Origin of the sequence: Geotalea uraniireducens (genome assembly GCF_027943965.1) — a bacterium.
Classification (GTDB): Bacteria; Desulfobacterota; Desulfuromonadia; order Geobacterales; family Geobacteraceae; genus Geobacter; species Geobacter uraniireducens.
Window position 1 is genome coordinate 1,489,934 of record NZ_AP027151.1, and the last position, 18,425, is coordinate 1,508,358.

Annotated in this window: 13 protein-coding genes; all 13 read left to right on the forward strand. The window is 61.3% G+C overall.

From position 1 onward, the window contains the following. Positions 1–44 precede the first annotated feature (44 nt). The gene (locus tag QMN23_RS07010; protein WP_282002917.1) at positions 45–695 is read left to right on the forward strand and encodes a response regulator; all 651 of its coding nucleotides are present in this window, start codon (positions 45–47) and stop codon (positions 693–695) included. A gap of 199 nt (positions 696–894) precedes the next feature. After that, complete coding sequence (locus QMN23_RS07015) at positions 895–1,500, forward strand: CheR family methyltransferase (protein WP_282002918.1); 606 nt, start codon at positions 895–897, stop codon at positions 1,498–1,500. A gap of 47 nt (positions 1,501–1,547) precedes the next feature. Next, entirely contained in the window at positions 1,548–4,442 is a 2,895-nt protein-coding gene (locus QMN23_RS07020) for a methyl-accepting chemotaxis protein (protein ID WP_282002920.1), read from the forward strand. A 58-nt stretch (positions 4,443–4,500) separates the two neighbouring features. Then, the gene (locus QMN23_RS07025) at positions 4,501–4,998 is read left to right on the forward strand and encodes a chemotaxis protein CheW (protein WP_282002922.1); all 498 of its coding nucleotides are present in this window, start codon (positions 4,501–4,503) and stop codon (positions 4,996–4,998) included. A 347-nt stretch (positions 4,999–5,345) separates the two neighbouring features. Then, complete coding sequence (locus QMN23_RS07030; RefSeq protein ID WP_282002924.1) at positions 5,346–7,502, forward strand: methyl-accepting chemotaxis protein; 2,157 nt, start codon at positions 5,346–5,348, stop codon at positions 7,500–7,502. A 343-nt stretch (positions 7,503–7,845) separates the two neighbouring features. Continuing rightward, the gene (locus tag QMN23_RS07035; RefSeq protein ID WP_282002925.1) at positions 7,846–10,044 is read left to right on the forward strand and encodes a methyl-accepting chemotaxis protein; all 2,199 of its coding nucleotides are present in this window, start codon (positions 7,846–7,848) and stop codon (positions 10,042–10,044) included. A 32-nt stretch (positions 10,045–10,076) separates the two neighbouring features. Then, the gene (locus QMN23_RS07040; RefSeq protein WP_282002927.1) at positions 10,077–12,080 is read left to right on the forward strand and encodes a PAS domain-containing sensor histidine kinase; all 2,004 of its coding nucleotides are present in this window, start codon (positions 10,077–10,079) and stop codon (positions 12,078–12,080) included. Between the two features lie 154 nt (positions 12,081–12,234). Further along, a complete protein-coding gene (locus QMN23_RS07045; RefSeq protein ID WP_282002929.1) occupies positions 12,235–13,293 on the forward strand; it encodes an HD-GYP domain-containing protein in 1,059 nt (352 codons plus the stop codon). 241 nt (positions 13,294–13,534) lie between these two features. Beyond that, complete coding sequence (locus tag QMN23_RS07050; protein ID WP_282003832.1) at positions 13,535–15,202, forward strand: methyl-accepting chemotaxis protein; 1,668 nt, start codon at positions 13,535–13,537, stop codon at positions 15,200–15,202. 162 nt (positions 15,203–15,364) lie between these two features. Next, positions 15,365–15,862 (forward strand): chemotaxis protein CheW, encoded by a 498-nt coding sequence (locus tag QMN23_RS07055; protein WP_282002930.1) that lies wholly within the window; start codon positions 15,365–15,367, stop codon positions 15,860–15,862. A 51-nt stretch (positions 15,863–15,913) separates the two neighbouring features. Then, complete coding sequence (locus QMN23_RS07060; protein WP_282002932.1) at positions 15,914–16,804, forward strand: CheR family methyltransferase; 891 nt, start codon at positions 15,914–15,916, stop codon at positions 16,802–16,804. After that, positions 16,801–17,295 (forward strand): chemotaxis protein CheD, encoded by a 495-nt coding sequence (locus QMN23_RS07065; protein ID WP_282002934.1) that lies wholly within the window; start codon positions 16,801–16,803, stop codon positions 17,293–17,295. Before QMN23_RS07060 ends, QMN23_RS07065 begins: the two co-directional genes overlap by 4 nt. Positions 17,296–17,329: 34 nt before the next feature. Next, a complete protein-coding gene (locus QMN23_RS07070; protein ID WP_282002936.1) occupies positions 17,330–18,394 on the forward strand; it encodes a protein-glutamate methylesterase/protein-glutamine glutaminase in 1,065 nt (354 codons plus the stop codon). Positions 18,395–18,425 lie beyond the last annotated feature (31 nt).

Below are 18,425 nucleotides of genomic sequence, written 5' to 3' on the forward strand. Positions count from 1 at the left end.
CCGGTTGCCATTACCCCCTTTCTATCATGTCTCAGGAGGAGCAGATGAAGATCAAGGTACTGATCGTCGATGATCATAAAATCATGCGCGAGGGGCTGAAGTCGCTGCTCGACAAGGAGACCGACCTGGAGATGGTCGGCGAGGCGGATAACGGCCGCACCGCCATCCAGTACGCCCGGGATCTCGCCCCCCAGGTCGTGCTGATGGATCTGTCGATGCCGGAGATGAATGGCATCGACGCGACGCGCCGGATCGTCACGGAGTGCCCCTCTACCAAAGTCCTCGCCCTGTCGATGCATTCGGACCGCCGTTTCGTCGAGGGGGCGCTGGCCGCCGGCGCCCACGGCTTTCTCCTGAAAGACTGTGCCTTCGACGAGCTGGTGGTGGCGATCCGCGAAGTGGCCGGTGGCCGCTTTTATCTCAGCCCGCGCATTGCCGGGCTGGTCGTCAAGGACTTCCTCGGCCGGGGGGAACGGCCTGGACAGATGGCCGCCGTTCATCTGACTCCCCGGGAACGGGAAGTGCTGCAGCTGATTGCCGAGGGGAAAAATACCAAGGAAATCGCTTTCGCCCTCAACGTCAGTGTCAAGACCGTCGAAACCCAGCGGATGCAGGTGATGCGCAAATTGCAGACGAACAGTATCGCCGAGCTGACCAAGTATGCCATCCGCGAAGGGCTGACGACCATGGATTGACCTCTTCCCGCCCTCTGCCGGCTTCCCGCCAACCAACGGGAGGCGATTTCTGACCCTCTTTCAGGATTTCCTTCCCTCCCTTTTCAGGGTTTCTCTGATAGTCCCCCTTAATCCTCGGCCGATAAGCTCTCGTGAATGAATTAACTTTTATGTGCGGTGACCGCCGCTGCGGAAGGTCCCGCCGCGTGGGGGCTTATCGATGGCATTTTCCTTTTTCATGCGTGATCAGCAGATTCTGGAGCGGGCGGCGGATCATCTGATCCCCGCCGTCGCCGGCCGGAGCCGGATCAGAATCTGGGATGCCGGCTGTGCGCTCGGCCAGGAAACCTGGACGGTCGCCATGATTCTCGCCGAGCGGATGCACCCCTTTGGCTTCAAGAATCTGCGGATCGATGCCACCGACTACGACCAGGCCAACCGCTTCGGCGAGGTGGTCAGCCGGGCGATTTACGCCCACGACGATTTGAAGCGTTTGCCGCCGGAGCTTCTGGAGAAGTACTTCGAAGCCGCCGAAGTCTCAGGGAGTCGACGGGTCAAGGCGCTGCTCCGCGAGCGGATCACCTTCCAGTACCACGATCTGTTGTCACTCCGGCCGATCGGCAGCAATTACTGCCTGATCGTCTGCAAGAACGTGCTGCTCCATTTTTCCCCCCAGCAGCGGGTCGAAGTCCTCAGGATGTTTCATGGCGCCCTGGCGCCGGGAGGTTACTTCGTCTGCGAAAATACCCAGAAAATGCCGGGCGAGCTGGCCCCGCTCTTCGAGCAGGTGACGGCTGATGCCCCGGTCTACCAAAAACGTGTCTAGGCAGTGGGAAGCATTCGCGACGTAACTATCGGCAAACGGGAGGATTTATGGTTAAGAACATGAAAATCGGCATGCGGCTCGGGGTAGGATTTGCGGTGGTGGTCGTGCTGATGACGGTAATGGGATTGTTTGCCATTACCCGGCTCAGTGCCCTCGATCGGGAAATTGAGGATATGGTCAAGGATAAATGGCCGAAAACGGTGATGGCCAACGAAATCATCGAGAACCTCAATATTGTCGCCCGGGCGTTACGCAACGGGGTGCTGCTCAATGAGCCGCAGGAAGTTGCCAAGGAGTTGGCCCGGGTCGACGAGGCGAAAGGCAATATCGCCAAACGGCTTGACGAGCTGGATAAACGGATTACCACCCCGGAGGGGAAGGTGGCGCTGAAAGAGGTGGTCGATGCCCGGGCCGCTTACCTGCCGCTCGAAAGCCGCATCGAGGGATATCTCCGCGCCGATAACGATGCGGCGGCGAAGTCGCTGATGTTCGGCGATTTCCGCAAAGTGCAGAATGCCTACCTGGGCGCGGTGAACAAACTGATCGAATACCAGGGGGAGTTGGTGGAGAAAGCGGGCAACGGTGCCTTTGCCACCTATCAGCAGTCGCGTAATCTGATCGTCGGAACCTTGCTGGCCGCCATTGCCCTGGCGGTGGTGCTGGCGCTGTTCGTCACCCGGAGCATCACCCGTCCGGTGGCAGTCTGCATCGAGTCGGCGCGCAAGATTGCCGCCGGTGATCTGCAGGTGAACCTTGACGATACCGGCAAGGACGAGACGGGGCAGCTGCAGGGGGCGATGAAAGTGATGGTCGAGCGGATCAGGGCGTTGATCGCCGATGCCGACCTGCTGGCCGGCGCAGCGGTGGCGGGACGGCTGGCGACCCGCGCCGATGCCACCAAGCACGAGGGGGATTACCGGAAGATCGTCGAAGGGGTCAACAATACACTCGACGCGGTGATCGGGCCGCTGAATGTTTCGGCTGAGTATGTGGACCGGATCGCCAAGGGAGATATCCCCCCCCGGATTACCGACGACTATAACGGCGACTTCAACGAGATCAAGAACAATTTCAACCTCTGTATCGATACCCTGAACGGCCTGATCAGCGACATGAACGAGATGTCGAAGATGCACGATCTGGGCGACATCGACGTGATGATGCCCGCCGAACGGTACCAGGGAGCCTACCGGACCATGGCCACCGGGGTCAATACCATGGTCGGCGGCCACATCAGCGTCAAGAAGAAGGCGATGGCCTGCGTCGCCGAGTTCGGCAAGGGAAATTTCGATGCGACGCTGGAACGTTTCCCGGGGAAAAAGGCGTTCATCAACGAGACGATCGAAGAGGTGCGCAGCAATATCAAGCGCTTCGAGGAACAGCTCACGGTCCTGATCAGAGCGGCGGCCGACGGCGAACTGGACAAACGGGCCGACGCCGGCCTGTTTGTCGGCGGCTGGCGACAGCTGGCCCTGGGAGTGAACGACACGATCACCAACATCGTCAATCCGCTGATGGTGACGGCCGATTACGTGGACAAGGTGGCGAAAGGGGTGATCCCGCCGACGATCACCGCCGAGTACCGGGGGCAGTACAACATCATCAAGCAGAACCTGAATGCGATGGTGCAGATGATGAACGACCTCTTGGCGCAAACCGACATCATCATTCGCGCCGCTGCCGACGGCGAGCTGGACAAGCGGGCCGACGCGACCCTGTTCGTCGGCGGTTGGAACAAGCTGGTGACGGGGGTGAACGACACGATCACCAACATCGTCAACCCGCTGATGGTCACGGCGGAGCACCTGGATCTGATCGCCAAGGGGGATATGCCGCCGGCGATCACTGCCGAGTACAAGGGGCAGTACAACATCATCAAGAACAATCTCAACCTGCTGATCGAGGCGATCAACGGCATCACCCGGGCCGCGCAGACGGTGGCGGCCGGCGACCTGACCGTGGAACTGAAGTCCCGCTCCGCCAGGGACGAACTTATCCAGGCCCTGTCCGCGATGGTGAAGAAGCTCTCCGAAGTGGTCGCCGACGTGATGAGCGCCGCCGACAACGTCACTGCCGGCAGCCGGGAGATGAGCACCAGTTCGGAGCAGATGTCCCAGGGGGCGACGGAGCAGGCAGCGGCCGCCGAAGAGGCGTCGTCGTCGATGGAGCAGATGTCGTCCAATATCCGCCAGAACGCCGACAACGCCTCCCAGACCGAGAAAATCGCCCTGAAGAGTGCCGCCGACGCCCGGGAAGGGGGGAAGGCGGTGGCCGAGACGGTAGCGGCGATGAAGGATATCGCCGGCCGGATTTCGATCATCGAGGAGATTGCCCGGCAGACCAACCTGCTGGCGCTCAACGCGGCGATCGAAGCGGCCCGGGCCGGCGAGCACGGTAAAGGGTTCGCCGTGGTCGCCGCCGAGGTGCGCAAGCTGGCCGAACGGAGTCAGAAGGCGGCCGGCGAGATCAGTCAGCTCTCCGCCTCCAGCGTCGAGGTGGCCGAGAAGGCCGGCGACATGCTGGCGCGGATTCTCCCCGACATCCAGAAGACCGCCGAACTGGTGCAGGAGATCAGCTCGGCCAGCCGCGAGCAGGATACCGGTGCCGAACAGATCAACCGGGCGATCCAGCAGCTCGACTCGGTAATCCAGCAGAATGCCGGTGCTGCCGAAGAGATGGCCTCGACCGCCGAAGAGCTCTCTGCCCAGGCCGAACAGTTGCAGAATACCATCGCCTTTTTCACGGTCGATGAAACGGCCCTGGCCCGCCGGCGTGCCGTGCCGGTCAACGCGACGAAGAAGGCGCAGTTCGTTACCGCCCATTCGAACGGTTATCACCAGGACGAGTCGAAACCGGCGGCTGCCGCCAAGGCGGTGGCCAATGGCGGTGTCCACCTGGATATGGGCGGTGACAGCCTGGACCAGGCCTTCGACGTGTACTGAAATCGATAACGGTCGGGGGCGGTGCGTGGCGCCGTCCCCCTTCCCCGAGGAGGCGACAATGGCAGTGGCGGCGATTACAGAAACCCGGCAATACCTGACCTTCAAGCTGACCGAGGAGGTGTTTGCCGTTGATGTGGCGGAAGTGCGCGAGATCCTGGAATATTCGACCATCACCAAGGTCCCCCGGACCCCGCTGTTCATGCGCGGGGTGATCAATCTGCGAGGGAGTGTGGTGCCGGTGGTCGACCTGCGGTTGAAATTCGGCATGCCGGCAACGGAACCGACCATTAATACCTGCATTATCGTGGTCGAGATCGATCTGGCCGAGGATCAGCTGGTGCTGGGGATGCTGGCCGATTCGGTGCAGGAAGTCTTCGAACTGGCGCCGGAAAGCATCGAACCGGCACCGCGGCTCGGCACGAAACTGGATACGGCGTTTATCGCCGGGATGGGCAAATATCTGGAGCAGTTCATCATGATTCTCGATACCGACCGGATCTTCAGCGCCGCGGAACTGGCGGAAGTTCAACCGGAGGTGGCGGTGGCGAACGGCTGACAGTCCCTGGTGCCGGGAGAGCGTACCGGCGACAGGGGCGATTGACTCATGGCAGCGGATGATGGGAGGTGTTCATCGTCCGCTGTTTTTGTGTGCCGCGGCGTCACCACCCGGAAACTGCCGGCCGGCGGACGCAAGTGTCGGAAAAACATATAACTTCGTTTTGAAAAAACCACTCAAGCCAGGGGGGAAACGGTCGATAGTGATAAGTGTGTAGGGATTAACCGCACAATGTACGTGTGATTAGCGTTGTTTTATGAATTGATTCTTTTGTGTTTTTGATGGGCATTTTTCCGATAAAGACCCATCGTTATGTCCCAGTCGTTGATGAGGGAAAGGGGAACACCATGCTGAATTTTTTGCGCAAGGATTTGCTCGAAGAGAAGGCCCGCCTGGAAGAAAAAATTGCCGCGCTGGAGCGCGAGCGGGAACAACTGCAGGGAGAGAAATTTCGCTGCCAGTCCATTGTCTCGGCAATCGCCGCGCCGATGTTTGTGGTGGACCGCAATCTGGTCATCACCCATGTCAACGAGGCTGCGCTCACCGCCATGGGGTACCGCAGCGACGAGGTGGTCGGCCGAATGACCTGCGCCGAGCTTGCCAGGACGCCGATCTGCGGCACTGCCGACTGCACCCTGAAGAACTGCATGCGCACCGGTGAAGTGATCGTCGGCGAGACGGTGGCCGAGACGCGGGATCGGCGCAAGATCCCGATCAAGGCGGTCTGCTCGGCGATTTACGACGAGGCGGGAAATATTGCCGGCGGCATGGAGGTGATCGTCGACCAAACCGAGGTGGTCAGGGCGAAATGGGAAATCGACAACATCCTCCGCTCGGTGGCGGCGCCGATGTTCGTTGTCGACAAGAATTTGCTGATCACCTCGGTGAACGATGCCGCCCTCAAGGCAATGGGCTACCAAAGGGATGAGGTGGTCGGGCGGATGACCTGCGCCGACTTCGCCCGGACGCCGCTCTGCAATAGTGCCAACTGCACCATCAAAAACTGCATGCAGAGCGGTCAGACGATCATCGGCGAGACGGTGGCCGAGGCGCGCAACGGCAGTAAGATCCCGATCCAGGCGGCCTGCTCGGCGTTGCTCGACGAGGAGGGGCGCCCCTACGGCGGGATGGAGGTGATCATCGATATCACCGAGGTCAAGCGGCTGCAGCGGGAGGCGAACGAGCAGCGGGAGTACCTGGAACGGCAGGTGCGGATGCTGGTCGAAAAATTGGAAGCCTTCTCGGCGGGCGATCTCAGCATTGAACTGGTTGCCGAGCGGCAGGACGAGATCGGCCAGATCGTCGAGAGCCTGAGCCGGGCGGTGCGCAATCTGGCGGAGTTCGCCCGGGCCGCCGAGCAGATTGCCATCGGCAACATCAACACCGAGGTGAAGCCCCGCTCCGACCGGGATACCCTTGGCGCCGCCCTGGCGTCGCTAATCGCCAGTCAGCAGGAGAAGGCGTATCTGGCCGAGCAGATCGCCGGCGGTGATCTGAGTGTCTCGGTTGCCGTCCTTTCGGAGCTGGATACCCTTGGCAAGGCGCTGGCCCGGATGGTGGCCAAGCTGAAAGACGTGGTGGCCGATGTCAAGAATGCCGCCGACAATGTCACGGCGGGGAGCCAGGAACTCTCTTCCAGTTCCGAGGAGATGAGCCAGGGGGCGACGGAACAGGCTGCCGCCGCCGAAGAGGCTTCATCGTCGATGGAACAGATGTCGTCCAACATCCGCCAGAATGCCGACAACGCCTCCCAGACGGAAAAGATCGCCGTCAAGAGTGCCCAAGACGCCCGGGAGGGGGGAAAGGCGGTAGCCGAGACGGTGGTGGCGATGAAGGAGATCGCCGGCAAGATTTCGATCATCGAAGAGATCGCCCGGCAGACCAACCTGCTGGCGCTCAATGCGGCCATCGAGGCGGCCCGGGCCGGCGAGCACGGCAAGGGATTCGCGGTGGTCGCCGCCGAGGTGCGCAAGCTGGCCGAACGGAGCCAGAAGGCGGCCGGCGAGATCAGCGAACTTTCCTCGACCAGTGTCGAGGTGGCCGAGAAGGCGGGCGGGATGCTGGCCCGGATGGTACCAGACATCCAGCGGACCGCCGAGCTGGTCCAGGAGATCAGTGCCGCCAGTCGGGAGCAGGATGCCGGCGCCGAACAGATCAACCGGGCGATCCAGCAGCTCGATCAGGTGATCCAGCAGAATGCCAGTGCCTCGGAAGAGATGGCTTCAACCTCAGAAGAGTTGGCTTCCCAGGCGGAACAGCTCCAGTCGATTATCAGCTTTTTCAAGACGGGCGAAGAGAGCAGCCAGGGCGCCCGGCGGGATGCCGCTGCCGGGAAAAACGGCGCCAATGCCAAAAAGCGCCTCGGGTATGGCCCGGCCGGCGCCGCGTCCCGTCCCCGGCCCGGTGCTGCCGGGGGGACGCGCCAGGCTGGGGCGGCCCGGGGGGTGATGCTCGATATGGGCGCTGCCAGCGACGGGATGGACGACGAATTCGAGAAGTATTGACCGTCACCGGGGTCGGTGCCGGGGCCGCGACAGGGAGTGCCCGGTGCCGGGCCCGGGGAGGGGTGCTGCCTTTGGCCGGCAGTTGTTGCAGGGGGAGAGACACCGTAAGGTCTTTCCCTTTTTTTTGTCGGCCGCGATATGGCACGGTGAGTCACGGTTGATTGTCGGCCGTAATTTTCGTAATAGTTGCAAGATATTATGAAATAAGCTTAAAGATACTGGTTAATTATGTCGATATAGCTTAAAGTTGACAACGCTTATCGGGTAGTTGACAGAACGTTGATTGTCGGTGAAATAGCGTACTTTTATCCGTAGGCAGACGACGATTCCGGGGGAGGTTCAGATGAAACTGGCAAATTTGAAAATCGGCAAACGGCTGGGGTTGGGTTTCGGGTTGGTCCTGCTGCTGCTGCTTTTGGTAGCCGCTTCGGGATACTGGGGGCTTCACATCCTGACCGGCGCGACCAGCCAGATGGCGCATCACGAGGCGCGGGTTGCCGAACATTCCGCCCGGCTGCGGGCCAATGTGCTCGGCATGCGGCGTTTTGAAAAAGATGCGTTCATCAACATGGGGTCGCCGGAAAAGGTCGCCGAATACTACGGAAAATGGAAAGAGCAGCTCGACCATGCCTCTGCCCGGATCGCCGACCTGGAGAAGGTCGTCGAGAGCCAGCAGGACCTGGAGCTCATCAAGGGGATGAAGGAAAACCTTGCCGGATACGTGGCGGGATTCAATAAGGTCTACAACCAGGTGACCGCCGGTAAGATTACCAGCACCAAAGACGCCAATGCCGCCATCGGCCAGTACAAGGATGAGATCCACAAGCTGGAGGGGGCGGCGCAGGACTTTGCCGACCAGGGGAACAAGCGGATGGCGAAACAGGAGCAGGTCGTCCAGCAGGTTGCCACCAAATCGACGACGGTCATGCTCTGCCTGACCCTCTTGGCGGTACTGGCCTGCGTAGCGATCAGCGTTATCATCACCCGGAGCATCACTGCGCCGCTGCTGGAAGGGGTATCGATTGCCAACCGGCTGGCTACCGGCGATCTGGAGATGACCATCGAGGTCGCACGGGCCGATGAGGCGGGTGAATTGCTCGCGGCGATGAAGAATATGGTGGAAAGCCTCCGTGAATCAGCGCTGGCCGCAGAAAAGGTCGCAAACGGCGATCTGACGGTGGCGGTGCGAATCCGTTCGGAGAAGGATCTGCTGGGTAAGAATCTCAATGCCATGGTCACGACGGTGAAAGGGCTCCTTGGAGAGACCGATCGGTTGATCCAGGCGGTTCAGGCCGGGAAACTTGACAACCGGGGCGATGCCACGGCCTGCAATGGTGCCTGGAGCGAGTTGGTGGCCGGAATCAACCGGCTGATCGATGCCTTCGTCACGCCGATCAATGCTACCGCCGGCTACCTGGAGCGGATCGCCCGGGGTGACGTGCCGCCGCCGCTGAGCGAAACCTATTACGGGGATTTCAATGAGATCAAAAACAACCTCAATGCCTTGATCGAAGCGCTGACCGGGATTACCGCCACCGCCCAGCAGATCGCCGCCGGCGACCTGCGGGTCGAGATCCGGGAGCGGTCGGCGCAGGATGAATTGATGCAGGCTCTGGCCAGTATGGTTGCCAAGCTGCGGGAAGTGGTGACCGAAGTGATCGTTGCCGCCGACAATGTCGCCTCGGGGAGCCAGGAGCTTTCCGCCAGTTCGGAGCAGATGTCCCAAGGAGCGACGGAGCAGGCGGCGGCCGCCGAGGAGGCCTCGTCCTCCATGGAAGAGATGTCGTCCAATATCCGCCAGAACGCCGACAATGCCTCCCAGACGGAAAAGATCGCCGTCAAGAGCGCTACCGATGCCAGCGATGGCGGCAAAGCGGTCAGCGAGACGGTGACGGCGATGAAAGAGATCGCCGGCAAGATATCGATCATCGAGGAGATCGCCCGGCAGACCAACCTGCTGGCGCTCAACGCCGCCATCGAGGCGGCCCGGGCCGGCGAGCACGGCAAGGGATTCGCGGTGGTCGCCGCCGAGGTGCGCAAGCTGGCCGAACGGAGCCAGAAGGCGGCCGGCGAGATCAGCGAACTTTCCTCGACCAGTGTCGAGGTGGCCGAGAAGGCGGGGGCGATGCTGGCCCGGATGGTACCGGACATCCAGCGGACCGCCGACCTGGTCCAGGAGATCAGCGCTGCCAGCCGTGAACAGGATACCGGCGCCGAACAGATCAACCGGGCGATCCAGCAGCTCGACCAGGTGATCCAGCAGAACGCCAGCGCCGCGGAAGAGATGGCCTCCACCTCCGAAGAGTTGGCTTCCCAGGCGGAACAGCTCCAGACCAGTATCGCCTTCTTCAAAGTTGACGATGTCCGGCTGGCCCGACGGCATGTCGCTTCGGCCAAGCAGGCCAAAAAGCAGCTTGCCGCCCATATCGGCGGTCGTCAGGCCGCGGCGGCCACTGCGGCCGGCAAGGCGGCGGTCGACGGCGTCGTCCTGGAAATGTTGCAAGATCATGACAGCGTGGACCAGGAGTTCGAACGCTACTAGGTGGCGTCGGCACCCGTACCTGCCTGGGAAGAATGGATATTCTGGAAGCATTGCTGCAAAAAAACGAAGGTATGCTCGACGAACTGGTCGATGGTTACCTGCGGCAGATCGCCGGCGGGGCCTATGCCCCGACCATGCCCGGCGCCCGAGCAACCGCCATCGCCGGTCTCAACCGGGCGGTGCTGGCCGATGTCTCGGCCGTCGAGGGGAGCGCGCCGGACGGGGGGGGCGCCGTGGCGGCATTTTGCGCTGCCACGGCGGCCGGCCATCGCCGGCGCGGCGTCACCCTCGGCATGTTTCTCCAGGCGCTGAAGGGGTATCGGCACGCATATCGTGACCTGTTTTGCCGCCACCTGAGCCCCCGCCGGGACGAAAAGCTGCTCCGCCGGCTCGTCGACGGCTGTTTCGACCGAGCCGAGCTGGCGGTCTGCGATGCCTGGGAGACCGACCGTCCGGCCGACCGGCTGACCGAACTACAGCAGGCCAATCGTACCCTCACCAATGAGAAGAACAAATATCTCACCCTTTTCGACAGTCTGAACACCCCGGCCATCCTGCTCGATGAGCGCGGGCTTGTCGATGTCGTCAATGCTGCCGCCGCCGGTCTCCATGGCCTGTCCGTTGTTGCCGGGGCCGGCTATTACGGGGGATTGCTCCGCGGCCGCCGGGTCGCCTGGCTAGACGATGCTCTTGCCTCGCTGAAACGGGGCGGACGGCAGGAAGACCGTTTCGAGATTGAACTTGATACTGTGGCGGGGCGGCGCTGTTTCGAGGTCGGCCTGAAACGGCTGGTTGACGTCGGTGGCCGCTTTGCCGGGACGATGGCGCTGTTGAACGATATCACCGAGCGACAGTGGGCTGAAGAGGGGATGCGGCATTACCGCGACCAGTTGGAGGAGATGGTCGACCAACGGACCGCCGAGCTGATGACGACCAATCGGCAACTGCAGCGGGAACTTGCCGGCCGGCGGCGGGTGGAACGGGCGTTGCGGGATTCGGAGTGGCACTACCGGAACCTGGTGGAGAATGCCAAGGATGTTGTCTTCACCCTCTCGCCAGAAGCCCGGATCACCTCGCTCAACCACGCCTTTACCACGATTACCGGCTGGCCCGTCGCTGAGTGGCTCGGCCAGCCTATTGAGTCGCTCGTCCATCCGGAAGATCTTCCCTTTGCGCTGCAGATGGTCCGTCGCGTCCTGGAGGAGGAAGAGTCCCGGCCGGTGGAAATCAGGATCCGGGCCCGGGCCGGCGATTACCAGGTCGGCGAGTTTGTCGGCGCCCAGCAGCGCTGCAACGGGGACGTGGTGGGCATCCTCGGCATCGCCCGCGACGTCACCGAGCGGGTCAGGGCGGCGGCGGAACTCGTTTCCTATCAGCAGGAGTTGAGCACGCTGGCGGCCGAACTGTCGTTGGCGGAGGAGCGGGAGCGGCGGCGGATCGCCGGCGAACTCCATGATCGGCTCGGCCAGTCGCTCGCTTTTGCCCGGATCGGCCTGAGCCGGCTGGCCCGCTCGGTGCGGGCAGCCGAGCCGGCCCGCCAGCTTGATACCATCGCCACCGTGCTCGAACAGACCATCCAGGATGTCCGGTCGCTGACCTTTCAGATCAGCCCGCCGCTGCTCTACGAAGTCGGCCTTGAGGCGGCGCTGGAATCCCTCGGGGAACGTTTCCAGGCCGAGCACGGCTTTCAGGTGGCGTTCCATGACGATGGTGAACCGAAGCCGCTCGACGGAGAGATCAGTGTCACCCTTTACCAGGTGGTTCGTGAACTGCTCGTTAACAGTGCCAAGCATGCTGCCGCACGCCGGGTGACGATCGGCATCAGCAAGCAGTGCGATACCGTCGAACTGCGGGTCGAAGACGACGGCTGCGGTTTTCAAACTGCCAATGACCCGCAGCGCCGAGAAAAGAAAGGGAGCTTCGGCCTCTTCAATATTCGTCAGCGAATCGGTCACCTTGGGGGCGAGATCCGGATCGATTCGGTGGTCGGCACCGGAACGCGGGTGACCGTCACGGTGCCGGCCAGCGTGGCTTGACCCGTCCCGGCGGGCTTTCTGGACCGTCAGTAATTTCCCCGCATCTCCTCAGGAATCTCCTGATTCAGGAGCCTATTACTCTGTCGATACTAATTAGTAACGACAGACATACCGCACACATTCATCCGGGAATTGTTCACTGCGTGGGGGCACGATGATGGAAAGCGTCCTATTTGTCGACGATGAGGCGATGGTTTTGGAATATCTCGGCTGCCTGTTCCGTAACGAAGGGGTCAAGGTCTTGCTGGCGAACGACGGTGCCGAAGCCCTGGAGATCGTCCGGCGCGAGGAAGTTGCCGTTCTGGTGACCGATTATCTCCTGCCGGTAATCGACGGCCTGGAACTGATCGCCCGTGTCAAGACGCTGTCGGTGGCCACGGTGCCGATCCTGATGTCGGGAATTACCGATCTGCCGGCATTTCTCGAACAGCAGCAACCGGAACCGCTCTTTTGCCATTTCGAGAAACCGTGGAAGGGGCCGGAGATGGTCAGCGCCGTCCGGGAGGGGGTCAAGCGCTTTCGGGAGTTGCGCAACCGCAAACGGCGCGAGGAATGTCTTATCCATTCCCTCGGCAGGCTGATCGAGCGCAAGGATGGCTGGACGAAGGGGCACTGCGACCGGGTAGCCGACTATGCCCTGCTGATTGCCGATGCCTTGCAGCTGTCCGAGCAGGAGCGGCAGGAAATCCAGCAAGGCAGTTGGCTCCACGACTGTGGCAAAATCCGGGTGCCGGCCTTGATTCTCAATGCCGAACGCCGGCTGACCGACGAAGAGTTTGCCGTAATCAAGATGCATCCGCTCTGGGGGGTTGAAATCGCCGGTCGGTCGCGGTTGCCGGAGCGGGTGATCAATATCGTCCAGAGCCATCACGAGCGCCTTGACGGTCTCGGGTACCCGCACGGCCTTGCCGGCCGGGAGATTCCCCTTGAGGCACGGATCGTCGCCATTGCCGACATTTACGACGCTCTCTCGTCGGATCGTCCCTACCGGCCGGCCTTCCCTGCCGAAACCGCCAGGAACATGGTGGCCCAGATGGCCGGGAGCGCCCTCGATCCCGAACTGGTCAGGCTGTTTTTTCTGCAGCTTGACAGTCAGCAGCGGGCGGGGCAGCCGGCCCACGCGGTGATGCTGCCCGGCTGCCGTGGCGGCCGGTGCGGCGATTATCCGGATTGTGTGAACAGGCCGGTTGCCGATGCGGAATTGGTTGCCTGAACAGCTCGGTTCTCTGCAACGGCGAAGGACTGATCTCGCTGGAAAAGATTAGAACCGGCATATCAGGATTTTCCTGATATGCCGGTTCGTTTTCCCTGCCGATAAAAAACACTGGGGGCGTTAAATCCGGGTTAACGAAACACGGTCAACGTCCCCGGCATTGATTGATCTTGTCGCCCGTCGGCATCCACCGGCCGGTTTGATATTCAGCTTGGAGAGGAGACTTCTCGTGATCAAAAACATGAAGATCGGAACCCGTCTCGGTCTGGGCTTTGGCTCTGTCCTGGCTATCTTTGCCATTATCGTCGTCGTGTCGATAGTGATGCTGAAAGAGGTTGATCGGGAGTCGCGTCAGGTGGCGAAGGAATCCTTGCCCGCCATGATGGCGGCTTACGAAATGGATGTGGCGGTTACCTCCATCTCCGAAGTGCTGACCGACGTTGCGGCCACCCATAGCCGTGACGGGATTAAGGAAGCCGAGGAGCAGGTGAAGAAATTCAACGAGGCCCTGTCGTTTTTCTCTGAGATGTACCGCCGCGAAAACGACGCCAAGGGACTTAAGGAAGTAGACGAACTTGCCGACGACTTCAAGGCCTTTCATGACAGTGGGCTCAAAATGGCCGACACCTACCTCAACCAGGGGCAGGAGGCTGGCAACCGGTTGATGGCGGAGTTCGATCCGATCCGCGGCAAGCTGACGGCTGCCGTAGAGAAATTCCAGAAGAGCCAGGCCGACGAGGCCCAGAGCAATTCGCTTGATACGGTGGCCGCCGTCGGCAAGATCGTCATGATCATGCTGATTCTGGGTGGCTGCGCCCTGTTACTGAGCATCGTTATCGCCTTCCTGATTACCCGGAGCATTACCCGGCCGCTGCTGGAAGCTGTCGGCGCTTCCAACCGCCTCGCCGAAGGCGACCTGATGGTCGACATCAACCCGCGCGGCAAGGACGAGACGGGCCAACTGCTGGAAGCCATGAAGAATATGATGGACAAACTGAAGCAGGTGGTCGGCGAGGTCAAGAGCGCTGCCGACAACGTCGCCTCCGGTAGCCAGGAACTGTCGTCCACCTCCGAGGAGATGTCTCAGGGAGCCACCGAGCAGGCGGCGGCCGCCGAAGAGGCCTCGTCGTCCATGGAAGAGATGTCGTCCAATATCCGGCAGAACGCCGATAATGCCATGCAAACCGAGAAGATTGCCACCAAGAGCGCCGAAGATGCCCGCGAGGGGGGTAAGGCAGTGGCGGGAACGGTGACGGCGATGCGGGAAATTGCGGCGAAAATCTCGATCATCGAGGAGATTGCCCGGCAGACCAATCTGCTGGCGCTCAATGCGGCGATCGAAGCGGCACGGGCCGGCGAGCACGGCAAGGGATTCGCCGTGGTGGCCGCTGAGGTACGCAAGCTGGCGGAGCGGAGCCAGAAGGCTGCCGGCGAGATCAGCGAACTGTCGGCGTCCAGCGTCGGCGTGGCGGAACAGGCCGGCGAGATGCTGGCCCGGCTTGTGCCGGATATCCAGCGGACCGCCGAACTGGTCCAGGAGATCAGTGCCGCCTGCCGCGAGCAGGATACCGGTGCCGAGCAGATCAATAAGGCGATCCAGCAGCTCGACCAGGTGATCCAGCAGAATGCCAGCGCTTCCGAAGAGATGGCCTCGACGTCCGAGGAACTGGCGGCTCAGGCGGAACAGCTCCAGACGGCCATTTCCTTCTTCAAGGTCGGCAGCGGTCCGGCGATGCGTGGTCCCGCCGTGGCCAAGAACGCGACGAAAAAGGTCCAGATTTCGCACCTGGGGCAGGGGCATGCCAACGGCTACGCGCATGCGCCTGGCGCGCCGGCCCGGGCCGCGGCGGGCGTCAATCTCCAGATGGGAGGGGACGATCAGCTGGATGCCGAATTCGAAAAATTCTGAGCCGGTACGGGATCACCGCGTTTCCTGATCTACGTGCAGTAGACAGCGCCCCGGCTTCGCCCGGGCGCTGTCGGTTTAGGGCAGCGATTGTCGTGCGGCGGTTAAAGAAACCCGCACAATTGCCGATAGATTATGTGACAGCCAGACTTTCAGGAGGTGGCCATGAGCGTAGCGTCAATAACCGAGGTTCGCCAGTATCTTACCTTTAAACTTGCCGACGAAGTATTTGCGGTCGATGTGGCGAAGGTGCGGGAAATACTTGAATATACGTCGATTACCAAGGTCCCCCAGACCCCCGGGTTCATGCGCGGGGTGATCAATCTGCGCGGCAGCGTGGTGCCGGTGGTGGATCTGCGGCTGAAGTTCGGCATGTCGGAAACCGAGCAGACCATCAATACCTGCATTATCGTCGTCGAAGTGCTCCACGAAGAGGAAACGCTCATTCTCGGCGCCCTGGCCGACTCGGTGCAGGAGGTGTTTGAACTTGAGCCGGAGCAGATCGAGCCGGCGCCGCGGATCGGCACCAAGCTGAATACCGACTTCATCCTCGGTATGGGTAAGTACGGGGAACAATTCATTATGATCCTCGACATCGACAAGACGTTCACCAGCGACGAACTGGCCTCGGCCGACGGCTTGGCCGCCAATGAGGCGGCGTAGCCTGTCCGGTGCACCGGCGTTCGGTTCCGACGATAACCAAGGCAGGAGTTGATGTTCGGTTCTACTTCTACGTCTACTGCCACTTCTCCGGAAGTGAAATTTACCACCGCGACGATGTCGGACCGGGAATTCGGCCAGTTCAGCGAATTCATCTACGGTCAGTGCGGCATCAAGATGCCCCCCGCCAAGAAGACCATGCTCGAGGCCCGGCTGCAGAAGCGGCTGCGCAAGCTCGGTCTTCGCTCGTTTCGCGAGTACGCTGAGTTCCTTTTCAGTCGTGAAGGGGTCGAAAGCGAGTTGGTCCATATGATCGACGTCGTGACGACCAACAAGACCGATTTCTTTCGCGAGCCGGGACATTTCGATTTTCTGGTCGGGCAGGCCCTGCCGGCCTTGCTCGAACGTGAACGGTCTGCCGGCCAGCGCCGCCTCAGGATTTGGAGCGCCGGCTGTTCCAGCGGCGAGGAACCCTATACCCTGACGATGGTCCTCTCCGAGTATGCCGAGGTCAACCCCGGTTTTTCCTTCGGCATTCTTGCGACCGACATCTGTACCGAAGTGCTGGAGAAAGCCCGGCTGGCGATCTACGACGAGGAGCGAATCGAACCAGTTCCGCTGGCGCTGCGGAAGAAATATCTGTTGCGGAGCCGGGAGCGGAACCAGGGATTGGTGCGGGTCGTGCCGGAGTTGCGCCGTCTTGTCACGTTCCGCCGGCTCAATTTCATGGATAGCGACTTCGGTATCCATGAGCCGTTCGATATCATCTTTTGCCGGAATGTCATCATCTACTTCGACAAGCAGACCCAGGAACAACTGCTCAATAAGTTCTGCCGCAATCTCGTCCCCGGCGGTTACCTGTTTATGGGCCACTCAGAAACACTCAGCGGTCTCGACGTGCCGGTGGTGCAGGTCGCTTCGACGGTTTACCGGTACGGCCGATGAATCCGCTGGTTACGGAACTGCCGGTGATTTATCTGAAGCCCGGCGAATTCTACTTTTCAGTCGAGCCGAGCCTGGTGACGACGGTGCTTGGTTCCTGCGTGTCGGTAACGATGTTCGATCGGACGAGCCGCACCGCGGCCATCTGCCATGCACTGCTCCCCGAAGGACTCCAGGATGATGTGTTCCGCTATGTCGACACCTCGATTCTGCGGATGCTGAAGGTTTTTGCCGAACAGGGCATCGCCCGCCAGCAGCTCGAAGTGAAGCTGTTCGGCGGTTCGGGAATGCTCGGGATCGTCAAGACAGGAACGGGAAAAGAGGGGATCGGCAGCCGGAACATCGAGATCGCCCGCCAGGTGCTGGCCGCCGAAGGGCTCACGGTTACCGCTGCCGATGTCGGCGGTGTCAGGGGGCGAAAGCTCTTTTTCTACACCCATACCGGCGAAGTGTTGCTGAAACGCCTCCGCCGGGACGAGCAGTGGGCGGGGTAGGGGCTGTTGCCGACGGTGACTGCAGGGTGACGTTATGAAGAAGATCAAGGTGCTTATCGTCGACGATTCCGCGGTGGTCAGACAGACTATGGCGGAGATTCTTTCGTCCGATCCCCATATCGAGGTGATGGCTACCGCTGCCGATCCGTTTATTGCCGCCGAACGGATGAAGAGCCAGGTGCCCGATGTCATCACGCTCGATGTGGAGATGCCGCGCATGGACGGCATAACGTTCCTGCAGAAGATAATGAGCCAGCACCCGATTCCGGTGGTCATGTGCTCGAGCTTGACCGACAGCGGTTCGGAAACGGCACTGAAAGCCCTTGAATACGGGGCCGTCGAGATCATTCAGAAGCCGAAGCTTGGGACCAAGCAGTTTCTCGAAGAGTCCCGGCTGCGCATCTGCGACGTGGTCAAGGCGGCAAACGAGGCGCGGCTGCACAAGATCAGCCCGCGGGCGCGGGAGATCGCTCCCAAGCTGTCGGCCGATGTTATCCTGGAAAAGCCGGCGTCGCGGGCGATGATCCAGACGACGGAAAAAGTTGTGGTGGTCGGCGCCTCGACCGGCGGGACCGAAGCGCTGCGGGTCTTCCTCGAATCGTTTCCCGCCGATTCGCCGCCGATTGTCATCGTTCAGCACATGCCGGAAGGATTTACCCGGGCCTTTGCCCGGCGGCTGGACGGCCTCTGCCGGATCACGGTCAAGGAGGCGGCGGACAACGATTCGGTCATCCGGGGACGGGCGCTCATTGCCCCGGGCAATCTCCATACGCTGCTCAAACGGAGTGGTGCCCGCTATTACGTGGAGATCAAGGACGGCCCGCTGGTTTCCCGGCACCGGCCGTCGGTCGACGTGCTGTTTCGCTCTGCGGCCCGGTATGCCGGCAAGAACGCCGTCGGGGTCATTATGACCGGGATGGGCGACGACGGGGCCAGCGGCATGAAAGAACTGAAGGACGCCGGAGCGTCTACCATCGCCCAGGACGAAAGCAGCTGCGTGGTCTTCGGGATGCCGAACGAGGCGATCAAGCGGGGCGGGGTCGACCGGGTTCTTCCCCTTGAATTGATCTCCCGCGAAGTGCTGCGGATGGCGGAGTAGGTTCACGCTTGATGTTTCTTCGCCGGGGCTG

Bases quoted from the DNA above. Each gene is read 5' to 3' on its own strand.
- QMN23_RS07010 (WP_282002917.1), top strand. From the start codon at position 45: ATGAAGATCAAGGTACTGATCGTCGATGATCATAAAATCATGCGCGAG.
- QMN23_RS07015 (WP_282002918.1), top strand. From the start codon at position 895: ATGGCATTTTCCTTTTTCATGCGTGATCAGCAGATTCTGGAGCGGGCG.
- QMN23_RS07020 (WP_282002920.1), top strand. From the start codon at position 1,548: ATGGTTAAGAACATGAAAATCGGCATGCGGCTCGGGGTAGGATTTGCG.
- QMN23_RS07025 (WP_282002922.1), top strand. From the start codon at position 4,501: ATGGCAGTGGCGGCGATTACAGAAACCCGGCAATACCTGACCTTCAAG.
- QMN23_RS07030 (WP_282002924.1), top strand. From the start codon at position 5,346: ATGCTGAATTTTTTGCGCAAGGATTTGCTCGAAGAGAAGGCCCGCCTG.
- QMN23_RS07035 (WP_282002925.1), top strand. From the start codon at position 7,846: ATGAAACTGGCAAATTTGAAAATCGGCAAACGGCTGGGGTTGGGTTTC.
- QMN23_RS07040 (WP_282002927.1), top strand. From the start codon at position 10,077: ATGGATATTCTGGAAGCATTGCTGCAAAAAAACGAAGGTATGCTCGAC.
- QMN23_RS07045 (WP_282002929.1), top strand. From the start codon at position 12,235: ATGATGGAAAGCGTCCTATTTGTCGACGATGAGGCGATGGTTTTGGAA.
- QMN23_RS07050 (WP_282003832.1), top strand. From the start codon at position 13,535: ATGAAGATCGGAACCCGTCTCGGTCTGGGCTTTGGCTCTGTCCTGGCT.
- QMN23_RS07055 (WP_282002930.1), top strand. From the start codon at position 15,365: ATGAGCGTAGCGTCAATAACCGAGGTTCGCCAGTATCTTACCTTTAAA.
- QMN23_RS07060 (WP_282002932.1), top strand. From the start codon at position 15,914: ATGTTCGGTTCTACTTCTACGTCTACTGCCACTTCTCCGGAAGTGAAA.
- QMN23_RS07065 (WP_282002934.1), top strand. From the start codon at position 16,801: ATGAATCCGCTGGTTACGGAACTGCCGGTGATTTATCTGAAGCCCGGC.
- QMN23_RS07070 (WP_282002936.1), top strand. From the start codon at position 17,330: ATGAAGAAGATCAAGGTGCTTATCGTCGACGATTCCGCGGTGGTCAGA.